We start from the raw sequence: 20,573 nt of genomic DNA, 5'->3' as shown, positions 1-20,573 counted from the left end.
TTGGTTTATTGTTATGGATAAATTATACAGTATAAAAGACCTGGAAATGCATGGAAAGTGCGTTGCCTAGGTCTTTTATATTTTGTCGTATTATCATTGTTAAGCTTCAAAGTAGAGATAGCGAGGTCGAAGTGTTTAACTTTTCATTATGTCGTTAAAGGTGTTCACGTAATGTATTTTTATGTTTAGGCTGTGTAATGAGTTGGTTGCTATTAGCTTAGCAACATATTTAATATAAGTTGTTAAGGATCAGACAATTTTATTGTTCTGAGCCTATGTTCGGGTCAGTAATGATTTGCATTAACTTAGAAACTTCGGAAATTAATGTTTCTTGGTATGGTGAGTCTGCACCGAGGTATAAATCGATAAGGCGCACCATGCCGTTACTAATAAATGTAAGGTATACATAGTCATCTATTTTTGATTTAAGCCTTCTTCATAAGGAATTTTTTTCTCGAATTCTTTTTCCATAAAAGTACGCAAATTTTTCTTATATTTATCAGAATATTGGATACTGAAAAGTTTTGTGAAAAACGCTTTGTTTTCTTCAAAAAACGCAAACCAAATTTTAACTCCCTGTTGCATACCGAGTTCTTTTTTGGCTTCACAAATTTCTTCGAGCGCTTCGAATTTTTTATCGACAATACGGTCTAATAAGTCATATTTATCAATATAATGTAGATAAAATGTTTTTCTCCCGATTTGCGCGTGTTCTGTAATATCTTTTACTGTAATTTTATCAAAATCTTTCTGTTCAAAAAGCTCATAAAAACTATCATTAATGGTCTTTCTTGTTTTTACAATACGTCAATCCATCGTGATTACACCTTTCTTATAACCCACTTTCAATAAAATAAGTATTATTTCTCATATTGTACTACTTATGAATTGTATAATTGATTCTATTTGTTATGATTCAATTATACACACATGATACATAATTAGTTGTCAAAAATCTTTTTATTGTGATAATTTATGCATAATACATTTATTATTAAACAAATTTCTTGAACAATAATTACTCTAGCTAATAAATTAAATATTAGTAAAGAATAATTTGATTTAAAAAGGCGTCATAGGGATGTCTGATCACAAGGAGAAGAAAGTGCTTCAAGAATTAAACGATTTTATAAAACATTATATCAGTCGCTAGGAGATGCTCACTTCAATGTTATCATTATAGTGTTTTACACAAAATCATATTTTAAATAATTGCTTTTAATATATAAAGGGCAAACAAGCTTATATACAAATGACGCACCTCAATTTAAAAGTGGTTATTCTTTTTTATTGGATATATCTTTCGTAAAACACCAATTTAAGGTAGAAAACAACTAAAAAATAATTTAATATTAATCTAAGGAATAATATGACCTGGCTTATATATTATAGAGATGCATACGGACACATATACCTTAAGTAATGAATCATTGTGGAGGTTTGTAATGTCAACAGAGATTAAGGGAATTACATTTTTTACAGATAATTTAGTGGATACATCATCGCATGCTTGTAATACATTCAACGTCAATCCAACATACAAGGAACTCTTTTTTGATAATAATGTTTATACCATGTCGAGTGCGCAAGGAAAATTCAGGTTGTCAAATAACCACCCATTAAAAGTAGCAAATTATGCACAAATTGAACAATATGCAATATTTTTTGTAGGAAATGTGTTTCATACTATGGGTGCTTTTAGTTCAACGAATAGTCAATTACCAGCTAATACAATCGTTGGTCGCTATAGCTCAATCGCTGCTCAAGTTAGAAGAATGGCTGGCAATCACCCGATGGAACGTTTTACAACGTCAATGTTAACTTACAGTAAAAATACTTGTGCATTTAATGACTATCTTGATGCGGCAGGCGTTGAATTCGATCATCGCCCCTCAACAGTCGGTGGCATGGAGCCGATAGTTATTGGGAATGATGTATGGATTGGACAAGATGTATTGTTTTCTTCAAAAGGTATCGCTGTCGGTGATGGTGCGATAGTAGCAGCTGGTTCAGTGGTTACCAAAAATGTGCCACCTTATGCAATTGTGGGTGGTAATCCCGCTAAAGTAATAAGATATCGATTTGAAGCACATATTATTGAAAGATTACTTAAATTAAAATGGTGGCAATATGGATTTGCAGATTTCAAAGGCGTGACTGCAGACGATTCGATTGAGGTATTTTTAGAAAAAGTAGAAAAACTTGTGTCTACAAATCAAATTCAGCCATTTCGTCCTACAACCATATCAGTAAAAGACTTTTTAGATATTGAAAAAAGTTCAGAGGAATAATTTCAAATGTGGATGTATGAATTGTATAAAAGTGAAGATGGTACACGGAGTCCTATTAATTGGTTTCGTGTACCATTTTTATTTGTTAATATGCGAGTTAACAAAGGGGAATCAAGGTCAATTATGAATGTTATAATTAGTTGCTAATTTTATACATATAATACTTTACTTAATAAAAAACGGGACAGCAGCTGAATTAAATCAGGTTTGCTGTCCCGTTTCGGGCTGGAAAGGATTAAGTTTAGAATGGATTGGTTATAGTGTGTATTGAAGTTTTAGCTAAATTTTAATTATAATTCTATTAGTTTTGTTCGTTACTACCTTCAAACAATGCAATCAGTCCATAGGGTGCATCTTGACCTAAGCACAAGTCTAATAATTCATGAGATTCTTCGGCCTCTGCGGCACTGCGTTTAAATAGGGCTTGTTCATAGTTTTCAAGTGCAAGTTCAATATCATTTGGATATTCAACAATTAACTTGCCAAGCTCTGCTGCATCATAAATTGCTAGGTTTGCGCCTTCTCCAGATGGTGCCATTAAATGCGCAGAATCACCGAGTAGCGTAACACCAGGTGTACGTTGCCAACGATGTTCATCAGGTAAGGCATAAATTTTACGTGGAATTAAATTCGATGATCCTTCTGTAATTAAAGCAGTAAGTTCAGGTGCCCAACCTTCAAATTGTTCAGCAATTACCTGCGTAGATGCGCTCAAATTAGTAAAATCGATATTAGAAATCCAATCTAAATCACATTTAAGTTGAATATATGTGTGTAGGACATCTCCTGCTTCACGATGTGCGACAATACCTTTATCTGGTGTGAGGGCGTACATTGCACAATATCTTCTGGTAAGGAGTCCAATAACATCTGGCGTAAATCGCCACGTAATACTTCGGGACGTGCATTTGATGCGTCACTAGGTATATCTAATAAAGTGCTAGCATTTGAGTCGACAATTTTTGTTGCGTCTGCGCCTTCATGAATAATGTCATGGAATTGTTCGGTTAGGTCAATTGCTTCAAGCGCAATTTGTCCATTGTGTTCGTGAATGTCCAATTGACCACCTTGAGTTCGTGTATGACGATCATGTTCAGCTTAATAAACAGTGACAGGTATATCATGAATATATAACATACGTGCAAGCGTTAATCCGCCAATACCGCCACCAATTATTGTGACGGGAGTGTTTAAATTATGATGTTGTGTTTCTGTTGCGTTATCGATTGGCATAAATTGTCACATCCTTTTCAGAGTGATTATCGTTTAAGTAATGTTGCTGCATTGCTAAATAGAAATTTCTCTTTTTGTGATTCTGATAAAATGTCGGAAGTCTCGATTTCATCCGAAAGTAATTTGACTACTTGGTCTGTAGTATAGGGCGCATCCGCACCGTAGACAATTTTATTTTCATCAACCATGGCTAGTAATGTGGGTAATTGATAAGGCAATCCTTTACCAGCTAAATCAAAATAGAGTTGCTGCATCACTGTAGCAATGTCATTCGGTTTATCGCCCACATTAAACATTTGATTCCCCATGCTAACACGTTGCGCAATAACTGGTAACAGTGCGCCACTGTGAGGGACAATCCATTGAATGTTTGGATATTTACTAAATACATTATTTTGACTCATAAAGACAATTGCACGGGTTGTATCAAAGAAGAATTCCATTAGTGGTGCAAGTACTTTTTCTTTAATCGCATCATTGACGGGCTTTGGCTCATTTGGGTGTATGCCAACTGTAGCGTGACGTTCATCAAGCTTTGCCAATACAGCATCTAAACGAGCGTCTCCTAAATAGATGCCACGTGCATTCGTTGGTAGGGTGAACCCTAATGCGCCTTGTTTATCTAGAGATTGGTCGATGGTTGCAATACTTTCATCTACAAGTGGTAATGGTAACGATGCAAAATAACCCAGTTTCGTTGGATGTTGTTGCACCATAGTTGATGCGTAATCATTCACTTCTTCTGTAAGACGCAGCATTGCTTCATCTGGTGCGGCGCTAAGGTGAGGACTAGAAATAGAGAGTACACCATAGTCTATTTCGAGATCAGCCATTAACTGAAGGTAACCTTCAATAGAGAATTCAGGTGTTGGGACGCCATCACCTTTACCATCAAAATAATCATCTAAAAATTTAGCAAACCCTGGTGAGATATAGTGTGAATGTAAATCAATCTTTTTCAAAAGAGCCATCTTCTTTCTGTAAGGAATTCGTTTGATAGGTTAACCATGCATCTAGTTGAACATAGTAATGATTGAGTGCTTCAGGACGATCAATACCTTGTAATTCATGATTTACTTCGTAGCCTAGATAGTTTAAACAATAGGATAGACAGGCATAACTAGTACGATAAGATGCTATATCAGATGATGGAATCGTCACTGTACTAGGCACAACTGGGATTAAGGTATCTTTTTCATAAACGCATTCTAGATTTTTAATGTACCAAACTCCGTTTAATTGTTCGACACAGTATATGATTTTAGCGTCTGAATTCAGTTGCATTTCGACGTTATCTATATTAATCCGTGTTTGAATCGTAGCTTGCATGATTGCTACGACTCGATGTTGATTCATCCAAATTTGGGTGTTGTAAATTTGATGTGGTGCATAACGATTCATTGCTTTTGAAGATTCAACAAATTCTTCACCAGTACCATCAAACCATGAAATGTTGACACGTGAATCTTTGGAAAAGCATTGAAGCATGCCTTCCCATAAATAATTATCACGACAAAAACGTTCGAATTGAATCAATTCTTGAATGTCTGCTTTGTTGCGCAAGGCTTCGTCATTATAAGGTGCGTTACGTTCGAATAAAATCATGTTAGCTCCTTAGTTACCAATGTTAAGTCCATAAATTTAATAAGACTTCAGCAAAGCCTTCAGGTTTTTGTACGTAACCTAAATGACCACCAGGAATATCAACGATGTTAATACCAGTCTGTTCTGAAATATAAAAGTTAACATCTTGAGGGAATGAGCCTTTAGAATCTGTGCCATTTAATAAAGTCACTTTATCTTTATATTGCGCTAAGTCAGCCAATGTAATATCAGAATGTGTATATTGTCTGATTTCATAAGCTGCCCAGAACATCATACGTTCATATTGTTCTTTTTGTGCTGTATCATCTTCAGAAACGGGTTGCGACATACTTTTTGCATCAATTGGTGCAATATGAAGTGTTTGTGCAAAAGTTTTCATTCCTGCTTGTAGTCCTTCAGTTAATACTTGATTAACGATCGCATCATTTTTTTCTTTCCAATACGTACTGTCCGGTAAAAACGTATTAATTGGAGGTTCGTGGAAAGCAATCTCTTTTATAATTTCTGGATAATCTTTTAAGACATGCATTGTTACAATTGCACCAGAACTAGAACCTAATAAATAAATCGGTTCATCGCTTAAGTGTTTTGCTAATTCAGCAACGTCTTGTGCATCGCGTTTAATACGATAGTCATCATCTGGTTGTTTTGCACGTTCAGGAAGCGGTTCAGTCAACTTGCTATGACCATAATCACGACGATCAATTGCTACAACTGTAAAATGATTTTTTAATTGCTCTATCAAGGGTAAGAAAATATCGCCTGTACCGTTTGCGCCTGGAACTAAAATTAATACCGGGCCTTGTCCTTCTTTATAATAATTTATTGTTGCGCCATCTAATGCTAATGTATGTGTCATAAATGCCTCCGTTATTTTGGAATTTTAATATTTAATAATTGTTCAGCGTTACTATAATTAATTTTCCTTTTTTCTTCATTTGCTAAACCAAGCTCATCTAAGAAGCTACCTAAATTATCTGGTTGTACATAAGGGTAATCCGCTGAGTATAGTATGTGCTCAATACCTACAGCATTTTTGACCATTTCAAATTGTGGTTTGGTTAACATGCCACTTGGTGTGATGTAGAAATTATTTTTGAAATAGTCACTGGGTTTGTGGTTAAGATGAGGCGCATAAATCATGTCATCCATACGTTCATAGAAGAAGGGGCTGAATTCTCCCCAGTGTCCAATGATCATTTTTAAATTTGGATAACGATCAAATACACCACTGAGTACCAAACGCATCGTATGAATCCCGACATCTATGTGCCAACCGTAACCATAGCACGCAAAAGAGCCAGCCGTTGAATCTGGATAGTTATCACTTTGATAGTAAGTTTGATAGGCCTCATCACTAATTGGTGCAGGATGTAAGTAGATAGGCACATCTAGCGCTTCAGCTGTTTGAAAGATGACATCATAGTCTGGATGGTCTAAAAATTGTCCTTTAGGATGGCCAAAAATAAGTGCCCCTTTAAATTCAAGTTCATTGACACAGCGTTTGAATTCTTCCACGGCCGCTTGAGGTTCATTCATAGGTAAAGTCGCAAACCCTAAGAAACGGTCTGGATAATGATCGATATAAGCTTTAAGTCTATCATTGGTATAACGACAGAGCTCAATCACTTTTTCGCCGGAAATTAGGGAAGGTGAACCATTACCATAAGATAACACTTGCATCTGTTCATCCTATTGATTCATGAATTGAATACGTGCATCATGTTCACTAATTTCATCTTGGTTTGTAAATCCAGTTTGTTGTTCAAGTGCTTCTAACATTGCTTTAAGTGGCACGCCATTTGGAGAAGGTGAAGTTAAATGCGTCATTTGATCTTGAACTTCTTTTAAGACGAAGTGTTCTTCGAAATTAATGCTTTTCATTGTATAAAAACCTCCATTTTGGATTTTCAGTCTTATGAACTTATTGGCATAGAGTAGTAACAGCAACGTGCAAAATATTTTATAAACTTCGCCGCTACAATACATGTAAATATCATCAAATTGACCTCACAATAGAAGTTTGATTGATCAATCGAATATCTTAAAAATAACTTCACATATATCATATTGACCATCTACCACGGCATAGGGCCATCGCCATCAATAAAAGTACCGGTTGGACCATCTTTGTCAATCGTAGCAAGTGTAACGATAGGTTTAATGCCTTCAGTTGCTGGTTTAGAATTATTGCTTGCATCACCTACCAAATCTGTATTCGTTGAGCCAGGGTCTGCAGCATTGACTTGCATATTAGGTAATGCTTTTGCATATTGAACGGTAGCCATCGTGACGGCAGATTTTGAAGAACAGTAAGCGAGGGAGTTGACTTTAGACTCCATTGTTTCAGGATTGGTCACCATACCAAATGAACCTAAGCCACTGCTGACATTCACGATAACAGGCTGTGTTGATTGTTCTAATAATGGAATGAATTGATTCGTTACGCGCACAAGACCAAAGACATTCGTTTGATAGACCTTCTCCATATCTTCTGGTGTAAGTGCTTGTGGTTGTGTGAAACCACCTGAAATACCTGCATTATTGACAAGGACGTCTAAGTGGCCCTCTTGTTCTTTAATAAACTGCACAGCTTGAGACACGGAGTCATCGTCTGTTACATCGAGTTGCACGAAATTAACGCCGAGTGATTCAGCTGCTTGTTGTCCACGTGATACATTTCTTGAACCGATATAGACGTTGTGGCCTTCCGCTTTTAGGCTTCGTGCCGTTTCAAATCCTAGACCTTTATTACCACCAGTAATTAATGTAACTTTCATAATCATTTGCCTCCTAATTGTCATTGAAAAATAATGATACAAGTTGTTCGCGTATTTGTAGATTTGATAAAGCTCTTTGTTCAGTTAGAAATTGATAATGTTGCGTTGTTAATGTGTTCATTAAGACATCTACTTTAAAAGTAAGATCTGTTTGGCTATTCCCGTTGTTCATATTAAGTATGTGACAATAATAACCATGTAATCTTTCAAAGAACGATGTTTGTCTAAAGTCACGTTTACTTTTCCCCATTTCTACACAATGTAATAAATCTTTATGTTTCATTTTGAATTGTAGAAATTGATCAATGGATTGGATAAACATTTCTTTTGCATCAGTGGGTTGTTGTGCAATTGTTTCAATTTCTGTCATAAAAGACTCAAAGTCATTGTTAATGAGTTGATAACAGAGTGCACTTTTATCTTCAAAGTGACGATAAAGTGTGCCCATACCGATATTAAGTTCTTCAGAAATACGTTTCATACTAACTTGTTCGACGCCCTCGGTCTTAAAAAGCTTGGCTGCGTGAGATTCAATGCGCTGTCTATTTTCCAAAGCATCTTTTCTCATAAATTTCACCTTCAATCATCTTTAAAATTGACATACGGATACCTGTCCGTTTACTATAAGTAGTATAATTTATATGTAAAACAAATGCAAAAATTTAATGAGAGAAGGCATATGATGTCACTGAATCAAGCGCAGAGAAGTATTACGAGTGAAGAATTAAAAGCACATTTTCATAAATCTACATTAACGGAAGATGATATCGCTCAGGCAACGCATATGACTGTTTCGGAAGTAAGACAAGTACTAGCAATGAATGCGCCTAAAAGTGTATTCAATCACCATCTACAAACATTTATTTTGCAAGTATGGGATGTACGTGATGTAATCAATGCCAATATCAAATCAAATGGAATGCAACCAACAGCATATTCGTTTTTAAAAGGTGAAAAGGAAGATTATTGGTTTTTAAGATAGGAGATTATAATATGAGTAAAAGTATTTTAGTGATTGGTGCTACGGGTAAACAAGGAAATGCAGTTGTGAATACATTACTTGAAGACGGTTGGCAAGTGCGTGCATTTACACGCAATAAGAACAATGAAAAACTATTGGCGCTTAATCATAAGCACCTTACTATTTTTGAAGGTGATTTAAGTAATCAAGCTGATTTAACTGAAGCGATGAAAGGGCAGTACGGCGTTTATAGTGTTCAACCTATCATCCCAAATGACACTCAAGAAGAATTGCGACAAGGTCAGATGATCATTGAAACCGCAGAGCGAGAAGGTGTCGACTACGTTGTATATAGTACAGCAGGTGGCGTGAATCGAGATCGTACAGGACCACATTTTGAGGCATTGGCAAAAATTGAGCACACATTGATGGATAATTCGCTCAACTACACAATCATCAAGCCGTCCTTTTTTATGGATAATTTTCTACGCATTACCACAGTGGAAGCAGACCGTATTTATATACCAGAATTTATTGCACCAGAAGTTAAATTTGCGATGATATCTTCTGTTGATATCGCCCGAATTGCTGCTAATATTTTCAAGGATACTCAACGTTATAACCATCAAGCAATTGAAATTGCATCAGATAGACTAACGTTAAATGAAGTCGTAGATATATTTTCCGAAACAACGCTGAAAAAGACTGAAATTAAAGGCACATTTACGAGTCAAACAGCTGAAAAAGATTGGCTTGAACAAAAGGGCTATCAAATAGATTTTGATCAAATGGTTCAAATTAATCCAGAACGCTTGAAATTAAGTGATTGGATTCAAATATATTTCAATAAATAAGCAAATGACAGGAGAACTGCATTGATGAAAAATAAAGTGTTGGTCACAGGTGGAACAGGCTTTTTAGGTATGCGATTTATATCTGAATTATTAAAAGAAGGCTATGCGGTACGTACAACATTGCGTTCATTAAATAACAAACATAAAGTGCTTGAAACAATGCAACAGCATGAACTACCTATTGAAAAACTAAGTTTTATAGAAGCAGATTTGTCTAAAGACGAGAATTGGGAACAAGCTATGGATAAATGTTTATATGTCTTCAGTGTCGCGTCGCCAGTGTTTTTTGACATACCAAAAGATGAACAAGCTGTTATTAAACCAGCCATAGATGGTAGAGATTGTTGTAAATCTATGTCCGCTTTATCTTTTAACTGATTTAAGGCATAACCATTATTCCACATTTCAGGTAGCACAATGATATCAGAATTTGTGTAATGCGTTTCTATTAATGAAGAGATCTTTGCTTTGTTTTGTTTGAAATTCGCTTCTGCAACTTCAAATTGATAAATTTGTAATTTCATATTGCTTACTCCTCGTACTTAAATTTATAAATTGAATAAATGTCATCTGAATAATATAGATCATCGCCATGTGAAGTTGTAATTAATTTGGGACAAAGATTATCGATGATTTGACCGCTTTTGATATTTTCAGTCATGTTATAAGTGAATTTTTTGATAGGAATATGCAGATGTTGCGCATCTGAAATAAATAAATCTCCGCATATTAAAATTTTATCTTGATTATGAAAATAGATGACATGACCTGGTGCATGACCAGGAGTTAAGTAATAATTGTAGGGCAGATTTGTATTAGTTTCTAGAGGTTTAACAATGTATTGAACACCTGTATTTTCGGTATGCGTTTTATTTGGATAAGTCAGCTCACCATTGATATAAGGGAGATCATTTTTATGTGTAAAGATAGGTATTTTCAAAGCTTCAGAAATACGTTTTGCGCCATTGATATGATCTAGATGTCCATGCGTTAAAAAAATGCCTTTAGGATTACCGAGCGATTTAGCAATCGTGATTTGTAGCTCAGCATAATCATCCATACCTGTGTCTATGATATAAACGTCGTTATCATTCACAATAAACCAAGTGTTGATTTGTATCGGAATACCAACTGTTGTCTGCATATTTAATTTATAAATATGGTCTGACATTTGAATGAGTTTCATTATTATCGCTGCTTTCTATTATTTGTTATAACTAAAGGGTAGAGGATAAGCGACAATGTCACAAGAAGGCACAAATAAGTAACTCACGTTAATGAGGAGGTTCATATGTTAAAAAATAGCATGGACTATGGTAGCTGTAATCTTGTAATTCAACGAGGATGTCCGATAGAAGAAACATTGATGTCATTAGGTTGAAAATGGAAAGGTATTATTATCAATACGCTTTATGATGAAGCTTACTTTTATAATGCATTACATCGTGAAGTTTCAGGTATAAGTAGAAAGATTTTGACAGAACAATTAAATGATTTGATTGCTTTGCAAATTGTAAAAAGAGAAGAAACGAATGATTATCCTAAAAAAGTTCGCTATTCCTTAACTCAACGAGGAAAATCCGTCTACCCATTGATAAATGAATTGGTGCAAGTGCTTAAAATGAATTAACTATGTCGTGTTATTGTGGAAGTTTAATAAAAAGGCAAGCTATCTGAATTAAAAATGCTCCTCTCAAAGTTTTCATTTTTTAATGTCTATTTTGAGAGGAGTATTTTTTATGTGTTAGTCTGTATTTGTTTGGTGTACTGAAAAACATGTACGATATTCAGAAGCACTTATTTCAAAATGTTTTGTGAAATTTTTAGAGAATAGCAGTGGGTCTTTATAACCTATTTTGCTAGATATTTCATTTATCAATAAATTGGTATTAATTAAAAGTTGAGAAGCATGATACATCCTAATATAAGTTAAGTATTCCTTAGGCGAACAGTTTAAATTTCTTTTAAATAATTTGAATAAATGACTTCTTGAGATATTGACTGATTTTGCAACATCAACAATTGTAATATCTTTTTGATAATTAGAATTTATATATTCGACAGCATATTGAATGTCTTCATTTACAATATCAACTTGAACAGAAAAGTGTTTTGGAAACTTGTCTTGCAAGGCATAAACCAGTTGATATATATGTTGCATAATCAGTATGTCATGAGAATTATTAGATTGAATCGTTTGAGATAGGTTACAAATTTTTTTAATAATAGATTGAATATCTTTAGTGTTTTTATTAATAAGAACGTGCGTATCGACGATACTAGAGCGAGATAAATATGTAAGAATTTGTTTGCCATTAATTCCCACCCAATAATAAGTCCAAGGGTTTGAGAAAGAAGGTTTATATTCAACTTTCATACCTCGTTCTAGTAAAAACATATCTCCCGATTTCAGATGATGAGTTTCATTATTATATGTAAAAATACCTTCACCTTGTGTGACGATATGTAATACGGCTTGTTGAAAAACGTTATAGCTATAGCCAACATTCGGCACACCAACTTCAATACCGCATTCTGCCAAGTTGGCATCTATCAATTTCTTTTGAAACTTTTTCCATAGTACTTGCATAATATCCCTCTTAATTAAAAAATGATTTTAATTTGTATTTATATAAATACATAGTAATATGAAATGAAACATTTTGCCATATATCATCACCATTATGCTATTCATCCCTCTATATCTGTATTGATAAAATAAAAACAACAAACATGAAAACGCTTTACTAAAAGAGGGTTTAGAGGTGGAAAAATGGACAGACATTTAACAGGAAAGCAGAAGTTTGCATTTGGATTTGGAGCAATTGGTAAAGATGCCATATTTAATATCGTCGGTGTCTTTTTAATGTTTTATATCACAGATATTGTAGGTTTATCACCCGCATTTGTTGGTGTTATGCTATTTGTTGCTCGTATATGGGATGCCATAAATGATCCAATTATGGGGATGATAGTTGATAACACTAGAAATAATTTCGGGAAATTCAAAACCTGGTTGTCTATAGGAACGTTAGCGAATGCAATTGTCACCATATTACTATTTACTAACTTTGATTTACCACAGACAGCAATGTATGTTTACATATCAATTTTATATATTTCCTGGGGAATGACTTACACAATGATGGATATTCCTTATTGGTCTTGGTTGCCGAATTTAACACATAATCCTAGAGAACGTGAAGAAGTGTCAGTAATTCCAAGATTTTTTGCGAGTTTAGCAGCATTCACAGTAGGTACATTTGGACTGTATTTTATTCATCAATTAGGAGACGTTTTTGGTAATGGCAGTGATTCAGTAGGGATTTTCATATTTGCAATCATTTGTAGTGCAGTATTTATAATTACAATTGGTGTTACTGTTTTTAAAGTGCCTGAAGATAAGGAATTAGAACAACAAATTGGTATTAAAGTTAATTTTAAAGATATTGGACGTATTTTATTTAAAAATAAAGAGTTATTGGCAATTATGGGGGTATTACTAACTTTTAATTTATGTTTACAAACTTTAAATGGTTCTATTATTTACTATTTTAAATATGTGGTAAATGCAGAACATTTATTTTCAATTTTTAATTCGATGATTTTATGTGAAATGGTTGGTTTATTATTACTTCCTAGATTTATCAAATGGGTAGGTAGAACAAAAGCGTTTAATACGGCTACTTCATTTATTATTTTAGGATTATTGATTATTTTAATAGCTGGATTTATCGCTCCGAAAAGTACACTTTTAATTATTTTAGGTGCGGGCATTTTGAGAATTGGTTCTGGCTTCATGATAGGTATTACAACGGTTTCATTAGCTGATGTTATTGATTATGGTGAAGTTAAATTTGGACAACGCAACGAGAGTATCATCACGTCAACGAACACTTTCTTAACTAAGGCTTCACAAGCTGTTGCAGCATTAATAGTTGGTGTCGGGTTATCAATTCTGGGATACACGCCAAATGAGTCACAATCACTCGTTACAATTAATGGCTTAAGAATCATGATTATCATAGCACCACTGTTATTCGTTTGTTTAACTGCATTTTTATATCACAAAGCCTTTAATTTGAAAGGAGATTTTTTAACGGATATTGAAAAGACTTTGCAATTTAAACGTCAACGAGAACATAGAGAAAGAATTAAATAGGGGGATGTCATATGTTTAAAGAAAAATTTCATGAAGATTTAGAAAAACAAAATGTGAATTTGTTGCCTAGAAGAGCTTTTTATATACCATATCAGCTTGGAGAAAAAGATTATGATTTCAAAACGAGATATGAAACTCAAAATATCACATTACTTAATGGTAAATGGCAATTTGAATTTTTTAATTCATTGGAAGACTATACAAATGAAGATATTAATAGCAAAGAGCAATATTTAACAGTACCATCTGTATGGAATTTGTATGGGTTTGATCAGATTCAGTATTTAAATACACAATACCCTATACCGTTTAATCCACCATACGTGCCTAGAGAAAATCCATGTGGTCGATATAAACGTTCATTTGAAATAAATGACTATAATGAACAAAGCGATTATCATTTGAACTTTGAAGGTGTCGATAGTGCATTCTATATCTGGATCAATGAACAGTTTGTAGGATATAGTCAAATTGCACATTCAATTTCAGAGTTTGATATTACACCATATGTTCAAAAAGGAATAAATTCAATTGAAGTCATTGTACTTAAGTACTCTGATGGAACATATTTTGAAAATCAAGACATGTTTCGTCATTCAGGTATTTTTAGAGATGTATATATATTAAAAAGATCTAAATCGCGCGTGGACGACTTTAAAATTGAGACAACAATAAACCATGAATCTAATAATGGAAAAATAAATTTCACTTTACAAGGAAAGCATCATTTAGGGAATATTAACTTGGTTTTATATAATCCTAAAGGGCTAGAAATAGATCGCGCAATTGTTTCAAAGCATCATCAATTTGTAATAGATAATCCACAATTATGGTCATCTGAGAATCCAGTACTTTATAAGATAATTATTGAAACAGAAAACGAAGTAATCACTCAGAAAATTGGAATAAGAGAAGTTAAAATACAAGATAATCAATTCTATATTAATGGAAAATCAATTAAAATACGGGGAGTAAATTACCATGATAGCCATCCTCAAAATGGTTTTGTCATGTATGAAAAAGATTTTGAAAAAGATTTAAAATTAATGAAACAAGGCAATTTTAATGCGATTCGTACTGCGCATTATCCGAAGGCACCATTATTTTATGAAATGACTGACCAATATGGTTTCTATGTAATGAGTGAGGCAGATTTAGAAACTCATGGTGTAGTAAGGTTATATGGAGAAGAAAATACAGAACACTTTAATATTATTGCTGATAATCCAAAATTTGAAACATCTATTATTGAAAGAATAGAAGCCTCTATCAAGCCATTAAAAAACTATAGTTCTATTGTTTCTTGGTCAATAGGTAATGAATCTGGATTTGGCATCAATATGGTTAAAGGATTGGAACGGGCAAAGCAATTAGACACGACAAGACCATTACATTATGAAGGTGCATTGTATCGAGATAAAGAAAAAAATTATGATATGTCCAATGTTGATATGATAAGTAGAATGTATGCTTCTCCAGAAGAAATTTTAGAAACATATCTAGAAAATCCTAAATTAGATAAACCGTTTATATTATGTGAATACGCACATGCAATGGGAAATTCACCAGGAGATCTTAATGCATATCAAACATTAATTGAAAAATATGATAGTTTTATTGGCGGTTTTGTTTGGGAATGGTGTGATCATAGCATTCAGGTTGGGATAAAGGAAGGTAAACCAATTTTTAGATATGGTGGAGATTTTGGTGAGGCCTTACATGACGGAAATTTTTGTGTTGATGGTATTGTTTCGCCAGATCGAATTCCACATGAAGGTTATTATGAGTTTAAACATGAACATAGACCTTTGAGATTGGTTAACGAAGAGGATTATCGGTTTACATTGAAGAATCAATTTGATTTTACAAATGCGGAGGATAGTTTGATTGTTGAGGGAGAAGCTATTTATTTAGATGGTGAGAGAAAGGTGTTTAATATTCCATTAACTGCTTTCGCGCCTCATATAAGCCAAACTTTTGATTTAAGAGATTATGTAACGCTTGATAATATAAGTAGTTTGATGCTTCGTTATAAATTAAAAGAAGAAGAAAGCTATAGAGATAATTATTTTGAGGTTGGACATGATCAAATTATTTATCAACGTCGAGCATTACCATATCTCAATGAAGAAAAAATGGAGTTTCAATGCAAAGATATGGAACATTCGATTAATATTTCGGTAGGCAACAAATATGCATATACTTTTGACAAGAAACAAGGATGCTTAAAATCAGTGCTTCACAATAATGAAATCATTTTCAATAACAATACCGAAACTAAAATTTGGCGTGCCCCGATAGATAATGATGCATATATTAAAAAAGAGTGGTTATATTCTGGTTATAATAACATTCAAACACGTGTGACAAATTATAAAATAATTGAAGATGAGTCTAATATCAGTCTCGTTTTTGAAATTAATATAGAGTCAGAAGCCGTGCCGCCAGTTTTGAAAGGATCACTTACTTGGACGGTTTATCAAGATGGAAAAGTAAATGTAGATTATAACTTAGAAAAAGATAACAACGCACCATTTTTACCAAGATTTGGTTTACTAATAACTTTACCTTCAACATATGAACAAATAAATTACTATGGAAATGGTCCAATGAGTAGCTATCAAGATAAAGGGATAGCAACATACTTAGACATGTTTGAAACAACGGTGACAAATAATGGTGATGTGCATATTAAACCTCAAGAAGCTGGTAGTCATAATCAAACAACAATTATGAATATTACCAACAATGAGCATACGCTTACCATCACTAGTGAAGATACATTCAGCTTTAACGCATCACATTATTCTTTAAATCAATTAACAGAGGCAAAACATGTGGATGAATTGGAAATAGAAAATAACACATATTTATATGTCGATTATGCACAAAGCGGTATAGGTTCAAATAGTTGTGGTCCTGAATTAAATGAGGAATATCGATTAAACAATAAAAAGATAACGTTCAATTTTGATTTGAATATTTATTAGAATAAAAATTCAAATTTATAAAAAGTTCTAATCCTGATAGATTAGAACTAATTATTTATCGATTTTAACTAGGCCGAGACATGATTAAATGCCTCGGCTTAGTTAATGATATGGATAGTATATGAATAAACTGAAAGGACAAGTACAACTTTTATAAATTATTACGTTATTGAAGCGGATACAAGATATTTAAATTATTTAAAATAACTTATTGCTATATGATTATTTTGATTTTTGTTTTCTACCAATTAGTAGTAAAGCAACACCTAAAATTAAAGATGACCAAAGTGGAGCATGGTTTTGACTTTGACCTGTGTTAGGGAGTTGTTGTTTATTAATTGAATGGTTGCCTTCATTTTTAGCTTCGGGGTGTTCTATTTCAGTATTTGTTGCGATAGGACTATTCATATTTATAATCTTTTGATGATTTATTTGGTTAGTTGTTTTTGTAGCTAGCTGATATTGATTATGGTTTAGTCGTGTATTCGCATCACTCATTTTCAATGTATGATTAGATGCTTCGTTTACAAATAATCTAGAAATTTTAGAAATGTTTAATGTCGCATTATTATTTAAATGCGTTGGTCCATGATGGACTGCTACTATATTTTCTGAATTTAGATTATCCGAATTATCAATGTCTGTAGTTTGATTGATAGCAGGACTTTTGCCAATGTTTTCAATCACATTATCTTCTATATTTGTTACTGAAGTTACACTATCATTATCTTGTGTCGCTACAGTATCCTCCTCATCATCTTGTGTTTCAACATCGGTATTATATTCACCTTTCGTTTCATCTGTATCATCATGTTCATCACTGTTATTAGATTGTTGTGCATTATCAGTATCATTTTGTCCGTCCGGGTGTGTTTGGTCAAAAGTTTCATCAATTTCATTTAATTCAAATGTAGATGTTGTTCCTGATAACTCGAATGACACCATTAACATGGGTTTACCAGTAGGGCCGTCTTCTGATGATACAAATGTAATGCCCTCAGGAGAGATATCTTTATTTTCTTCATCGTATAAGTATTGTGTGAATTGAGGTGTAGTTGGGTTTGTAATGTTATAAATCATCACACCACCTACGCGTTCTAAGCCAACAAAGGCGTACGTTTGATTGCCGATGGTTCCAACTTCGATGGATTCAACCTCAGGACCTTTGTCATCACTTCTTCCGTCTACTTCTATATCATTAAAGTCTTCGTAATTAGCATTAAAGCGCCCTGGTAAAATATCTTTTATGCGTTGTTCGATGTCGCTACCGCTATCGTAAACCATAGATAAATCAGAGCCTTTTAATATAGAAAATGAGCGACCGCTAAACGATACGAGTGCATTATATTTTCCATTTTTATCTCTAAATTTATGAGAAGTTGTCACTTTTAATCTACCTAATTGATCATCATCAAATAATCCATTGGCTACAAGTTTATCTAGTTCTGCTTGTGTATAGGCTTCATAGTATTTAGCATCTAGTTTGATATCGTCTTTAATATCTTTGACACGGACTTCTTCACTATAGCCATCATAGTCTTGTGCATCACCTTCATTAGCAATTAATAAGTATGTTTCGCCATTATACTCATATGCGGTAATACCATCTGGTTGTAACATGCCGAGCACAGGGACAGGGCGTAATGCTTTTTTACCATCTTTGTCTGAAGGGTCCATAGCATTTTCTGGTAAAGAATGATCTTTATAAGGCAAACCTTGTACTTTTACGAATTCACCTTTTTCAATATCTAGTTTCGCTATAGCACTAGATTCTTGAATTGTGACATAAGCGTATTTCCGATGTTCATCAGGAACGATGTACTCAGGTTCTAAATTTAGGTAAGCTGTTGATTTATCAGGACCTAATTCGCGAATAGAGTCGTTCATATGTGCCTGTGTGAGGGGAACGGTGTTTACATTTGTTTGATTTAATTTAGATGGTGAACCGGACGTATCAATAATTGACACAGAACCTTCTGGATTCTTTTTGTAATCATCAGATGGTTCGCCTTCGTTAGCTACAAGTAAGCGTGTCCCGTCTTTAGTGAAAGTTACCATATCGGGTAGACTGCCTACTGTCAAAGCGTTTAGATACTTTCCAGTATCACTATAAAAAACTACGTGACCAGGTTCTGTTTTGTCTTTGGCAGGTGCTGAAAGGGCGATATAATCACCGTTAGGATGAACAGCGACACTCGTTAAATCTCCGGATTTAATACCTGCATCTTCTAAATAAACTCTTTTTACAAGTGAAATATCTTTGTTGTTCGTGTTTTTAATATCTAAAATGTCTAAAGCTTCTTTATCACCATTTATTGAATAAGCATAACCATTTTTGGGGTTATACTTTACAATTTCAGTGCCACCTTTATCAAATCCTGAGCCACTGTCATAACGACCTGTATGCTCGATGTTGAGTTGTGTTGACTCTTTAGTTGCATTACGTGTTTGTCTTGTTGTTTTAATTTGAGTAGATAAATTTTGTAATGTTGCCTTAGGTTGTTTGTCTTGTTCTTGCGTATCATGTTGAATGGTTTTGAGCAGTGATGTACGTTCATTGTTAGATAAGTTTTCTAAATTCTTGGATGATTGTTTGTTATTTGAAACGGTGTCTTGGTGAATATGTTTGTCGTTGGTTATTTTTGAAATGGGTTGGGTTTTTGTTGATGTCACTTCCATTTCATGTGCTGGGTGCGTATGCTGAACAGTATTATTTTGTGATTTTTGCGTTGATTGTTGTTTATGAGTTGGTATGATGGTCTCTTCTGTTGACTGATGTACGTTATCTTTTTCAGTAAATGTCGCTGGTTGAGATTTTGTTTTTGATGTTGTTGATTCATTAGGTGAGTCTATAGTTTGTTTGGATTCATTATTGTATTGAACCTGATTTGGATTAATTGTTTTTTGTGTATGTGTGGATGTTGTTTTTTCCAATTTTGAAATCGTTTGTTTATCTTCTTGTTGAGTACGTTCTTGCTGTTGCTGTTTTTGAATTTTAGTGTCTTTAACGCCTTTTTGTTTTGCATTGTTTTCTAATAATGGTTCTTTTTGATATTTAGTATTGCTTGTGCCAGCTTGTTGTTTAGTAATATTGTCTTCTACTTTTTGCTGTTCAGTAATGTGATTTTCCATTTTTTGTTCAGGTTTAAGTTTATTTGAGTTTCTATTTGATGTATTTTGATTAGGAATTGATTCAGTACTGTCATTTATAGATTGTTTGGCACGATTAATTGCTGTTTCTTTGCGTTTTTCGGTTTCTTTATGTATCGTATCTGCTTGTTTTGTGTGTATCTTATGATTTTCAGTAGATGTGGGTGAAGTTGATTGTGTTGCTGAAGGATTACTTTCATTAGTGCCTTGTTTTGGAGCAGTGGTTGTTTCAGAATCAATACGGTTTTGTTCACGTTCATCAGCAGATGCTGTATGAGTCATCCCAAGTAATAGACATGTCCCTATGGTCACCGAAGCGGCACCCATTGCACTCTTTCTAATAGAATAAATGGTATTCTTTTTAGCTTTGTTAAACATAAAATCCCCCTAAATAGATAAAATACGTACGATTTCATTATCTCATTACGATGTTTGTCTATTATTTTATAATAATAAAGAATTAGTAAATAATCTTTACAATAAGTGAAATAAATAAAATGGTTAATCAATCATATAATTCGAACAATTTAAAAATAAAAAATGAATT

At 33.7% G+C, this 20,573-nt stretch carries 18 protein-coding genes and 1 pseudogene; 7 read left to right on the top strand and 12 right to left on the bottom strand.

Going from position 1 to position 20,573, the window contains the following annotated elements:
- Positions 1-414: 414 nt before the first annotated feature.
- The gene (locus ACP7BT_RS09985; RefSeq protein ID WP_228482893.1) at positions 415-585 is read right to left on the bottom strand and encodes a hypothetical protein; all 171 of its coding nucleotides are present in this window, start codon (positions 583-585) and stop codon (positions 415-417) included.
- 860 nt (positions 586-1,445) lie between these two features.
- On the opposite strand from ACP7BT_RS09985, the gene ACP7BT_RS09980 reads away from it, so the two are divergent.
- Positions 1,446-2,291, top strand: coding sequence for a CatB-related O-acetyltransferase (locus ACP7BT_RS09980; protein ID WP_041080191.1), 846 nt, complete (start codon positions 1,446-1,448; stop codon positions 2,289-2,291).
- Positions 2,292-2,592: 301 nt separating this feature from the next.
- Here ACP7BT_RS09980 and ACP7BT_RS09975 read toward each other — a convergent pair whose 3' ends face one another.
- From ACP7BT_RS09975 to ACP7BT_RS09940, 8 genes and pseudogenes are all read right to left on the bottom strand, one after another.
- Complete coding sequence (locus ACP7BT_RS09975; protein WP_052463688.1) at positions 2,593-3,126, bottom strand: FAD-dependent oxidoreductase; 534 nt, start codon at positions 3,124-3,126, stop codon at positions 2,593-2,595.
- Positions 3,127-3,389: 263 nt separating this feature from the next.
- Positions 3,390-3,524: a hypothetical protein gene (locus ACP7BT_RS09970; protein ID WP_323741563.1), complete on the bottom strand. Its 135-nt coding sequence runs from the start codon at positions 3,522-3,524 to the stop codon at positions 3,390-3,392.
- A 26-nt stretch (positions 3,525-3,550) separates the two neighbouring features.
- Complete coding sequence (locus tag ACP7BT_RS09965; RefSeq protein ID WP_041080189.1) at positions 3,551-4,486, bottom strand: amidohydrolase family protein; 936 nt, start codon at positions 4,484-4,486, stop codon at positions 3,551-3,553.
- On the bottom strand, positions 4,473-5,126 hold the full coding sequence (locus ACP7BT_RS09960; RefSeq protein WP_041080325.1) for a bile-acid 7-alpha-dehydratase: 654 nt from the start codon (positions 5,124-5,126) through the stop codon (positions 4,473-4,475). Before ACP7BT_RS09960 ends, ACP7BT_RS09965 begins: the two co-directional genes overlap by 14 nt.
- Before the next feature lie 25 nt (positions 5,127-5,151).
- Positions 5,152-5,988 carry an alpha/beta fold hydrolase gene (locus ACP7BT_RS09955; RefSeq protein ID WP_041080187.1) on the bottom strand — a complete coding sequence of 279 codons (837 nt, stop codon included), beginning with the start codon at positions 5,986-5,988 and terminating at the stop codon, positions 5,152-5,154.
- A gap of 11 nt (positions 5,989-5,999) precedes the next feature.
- Positions 6,000-7,013: pseudogene (locus ACP7BT_RS09950) on the bottom strand (amidohydrolase family protein).
- A gap of 194 nt (positions 7,014-7,207) precedes the next feature.
- A complete protein-coding gene (locus ACP7BT_RS09945) occupies positions 7,208-7,912 on the bottom strand; it encodes an SDR family NAD(P)-dependent oxidoreductase (protein ID WP_041080324.1) in 705 nt (234 codons plus the stop codon).
- Between the two features lie 10 nt (positions 7,913-7,922).
- Positions 7,923-8,477: a TetR/AcrR family transcriptional regulator gene (locus tag ACP7BT_RS09940; RefSeq protein WP_041080186.1), complete on the bottom strand. Its 555-nt coding sequence runs from the start codon at positions 8,475-8,477 to the stop codon at positions 7,923-7,925.
- Between the two features lie 114 nt (positions 8,478-8,591).
- On the opposite strand from ACP7BT_RS09940, the gene ACP7BT_RS09935 reads away from it, so the two are divergent.
- From ACP7BT_RS09935 to ACP7BT_RS09925, 3 genes are read left to right on the top strand one after another with little or no spacing between them, the layout of a single operon-like run.
- Positions 8,592-8,891, top strand: a complete 300-nt coding sequence (locus ACP7BT_RS09935; protein WP_041080185.1) for a DUF2316 family protein — start codon at positions 8,592-8,594, stop codon at positions 8,889-8,891.
- 11 nt (positions 8,892-8,902) lie between these two features.
- Entirely contained in the window at positions 8,903-9,724 is an 822-nt protein-coding gene (locus ACP7BT_RS09930) for an NmrA/HSCARG family protein (RefSeq protein WP_041080184.1), read from the top strand.
- 24 nt (positions 9,725-9,748) lie between these two features.
- Positions 9,749-10,102 carry an SDR family NAD(P)-dependent oxidoreductase gene (locus ACP7BT_RS09925; protein WP_052463687.1) on the top strand — a complete coding sequence of 118 codons (354 nt, stop codon included), beginning with the start codon at positions 9,749-9,751 and terminating at the stop codon, positions 10,100-10,102.
- A gap of 151 nt (positions 10,103-10,253) precedes the next feature.
- Here the strand turns inward: ACP7BT_RS09925 and ACP7BT_RS09920 are convergent, their stop codons facing one another.
- The gene (locus ACP7BT_RS09920; protein ID WP_376785630.1) at positions 10,254-10,895 is read right to left on the bottom strand and encodes an MBL fold metallo-hydrolase; all 642 of its coding nucleotides are present in this window, start codon (positions 10,893-10,895) and stop codon (positions 10,254-10,256) included.
- Between the two features lie 222 nt (positions 10,896-11,117).
- Here ACP7BT_RS09920 and ACP7BT_RS09915 point away from each other — a divergent pair, with 222 nt between their 5' ends.
- Positions 11,118-11,354, top strand: coding sequence for a helix-turn-helix domain-containing protein (locus ACP7BT_RS09915; protein ID WP_327083195.1), 237 nt, complete (start codon positions 11,118-11,120; stop codon positions 11,352-11,354).
- A gap of 114 nt (positions 11,355-11,468) precedes the next feature.
- Here ACP7BT_RS09915 and ACP7BT_RS09910 read toward each other — a convergent pair whose 3' ends face one another.
- Positions 11,469-12,314, bottom strand: coding sequence for an AraC family transcriptional regulator (locus ACP7BT_RS09910; protein WP_426303764.1), 846 nt, complete (start codon positions 12,312-12,314; stop codon positions 11,469-11,471).
- A gap of 183 nt (positions 12,315-12,497) precedes the next feature.
- On the opposite strand from ACP7BT_RS09910, the gene melB reads away from it, so the two are divergent.
- Together melB and ACP7BT_RS09900 are read left to right on the top strand one after the other, a co-directional pair.
- On the top strand, positions 12,498-13,886 hold the full coding sequence (gene melB, locus ACP7BT_RS09905) for a melibiose:sodium transporter MelB (protein ID WP_041080179.1): 1,389 nt from the start codon (positions 12,498-12,500) through the stop codon (positions 13,884-13,886).
- Between the two features lie 11 nt (positions 13,887-13,897).
- On the top strand, positions 13,898-16,876 hold the full coding sequence (locus tag ACP7BT_RS09900) for a glycoside hydrolase family 2 TIM barrel-domain containing protein (RefSeq protein ID WP_041080178.1): 2,979 nt from the start codon (positions 13,898-13,900) through the stop codon (positions 16,874-16,876).
- Between the two features lie 222 nt (positions 16,877-17,098).
- On the opposite strand, the gene ACP7BT_RS09895 is transcribed toward ACP7BT_RS09900, so the two are convergent.
- Positions 17,099-20,404, bottom strand: a complete 3,306-nt coding sequence (locus tag ACP7BT_RS09895) for a choice-of-anchor I family protein (protein WP_041080177.1) — start codon at positions 20,402-20,404, stop codon at positions 17,099-17,101.
- Positions 20,405-20,573: the final 169 nt, after the last annotated feature.

It is taken from the genome of Staphylococcus sp. Y174-1 (assembly GCF_049897865.1).
In the GTDB taxonomy this organism is placed as follows: domain Bacteria; phylum Bacillota; class Bacilli; order Staphylococcales; family Staphylococcaceae; genus Staphylococcus; species Staphylococcus saprophyticus.
Note: the sequence above shows the minus strand (reverse complement) of the source record. Positions and strands in the feature narration are given on the sequence as shown.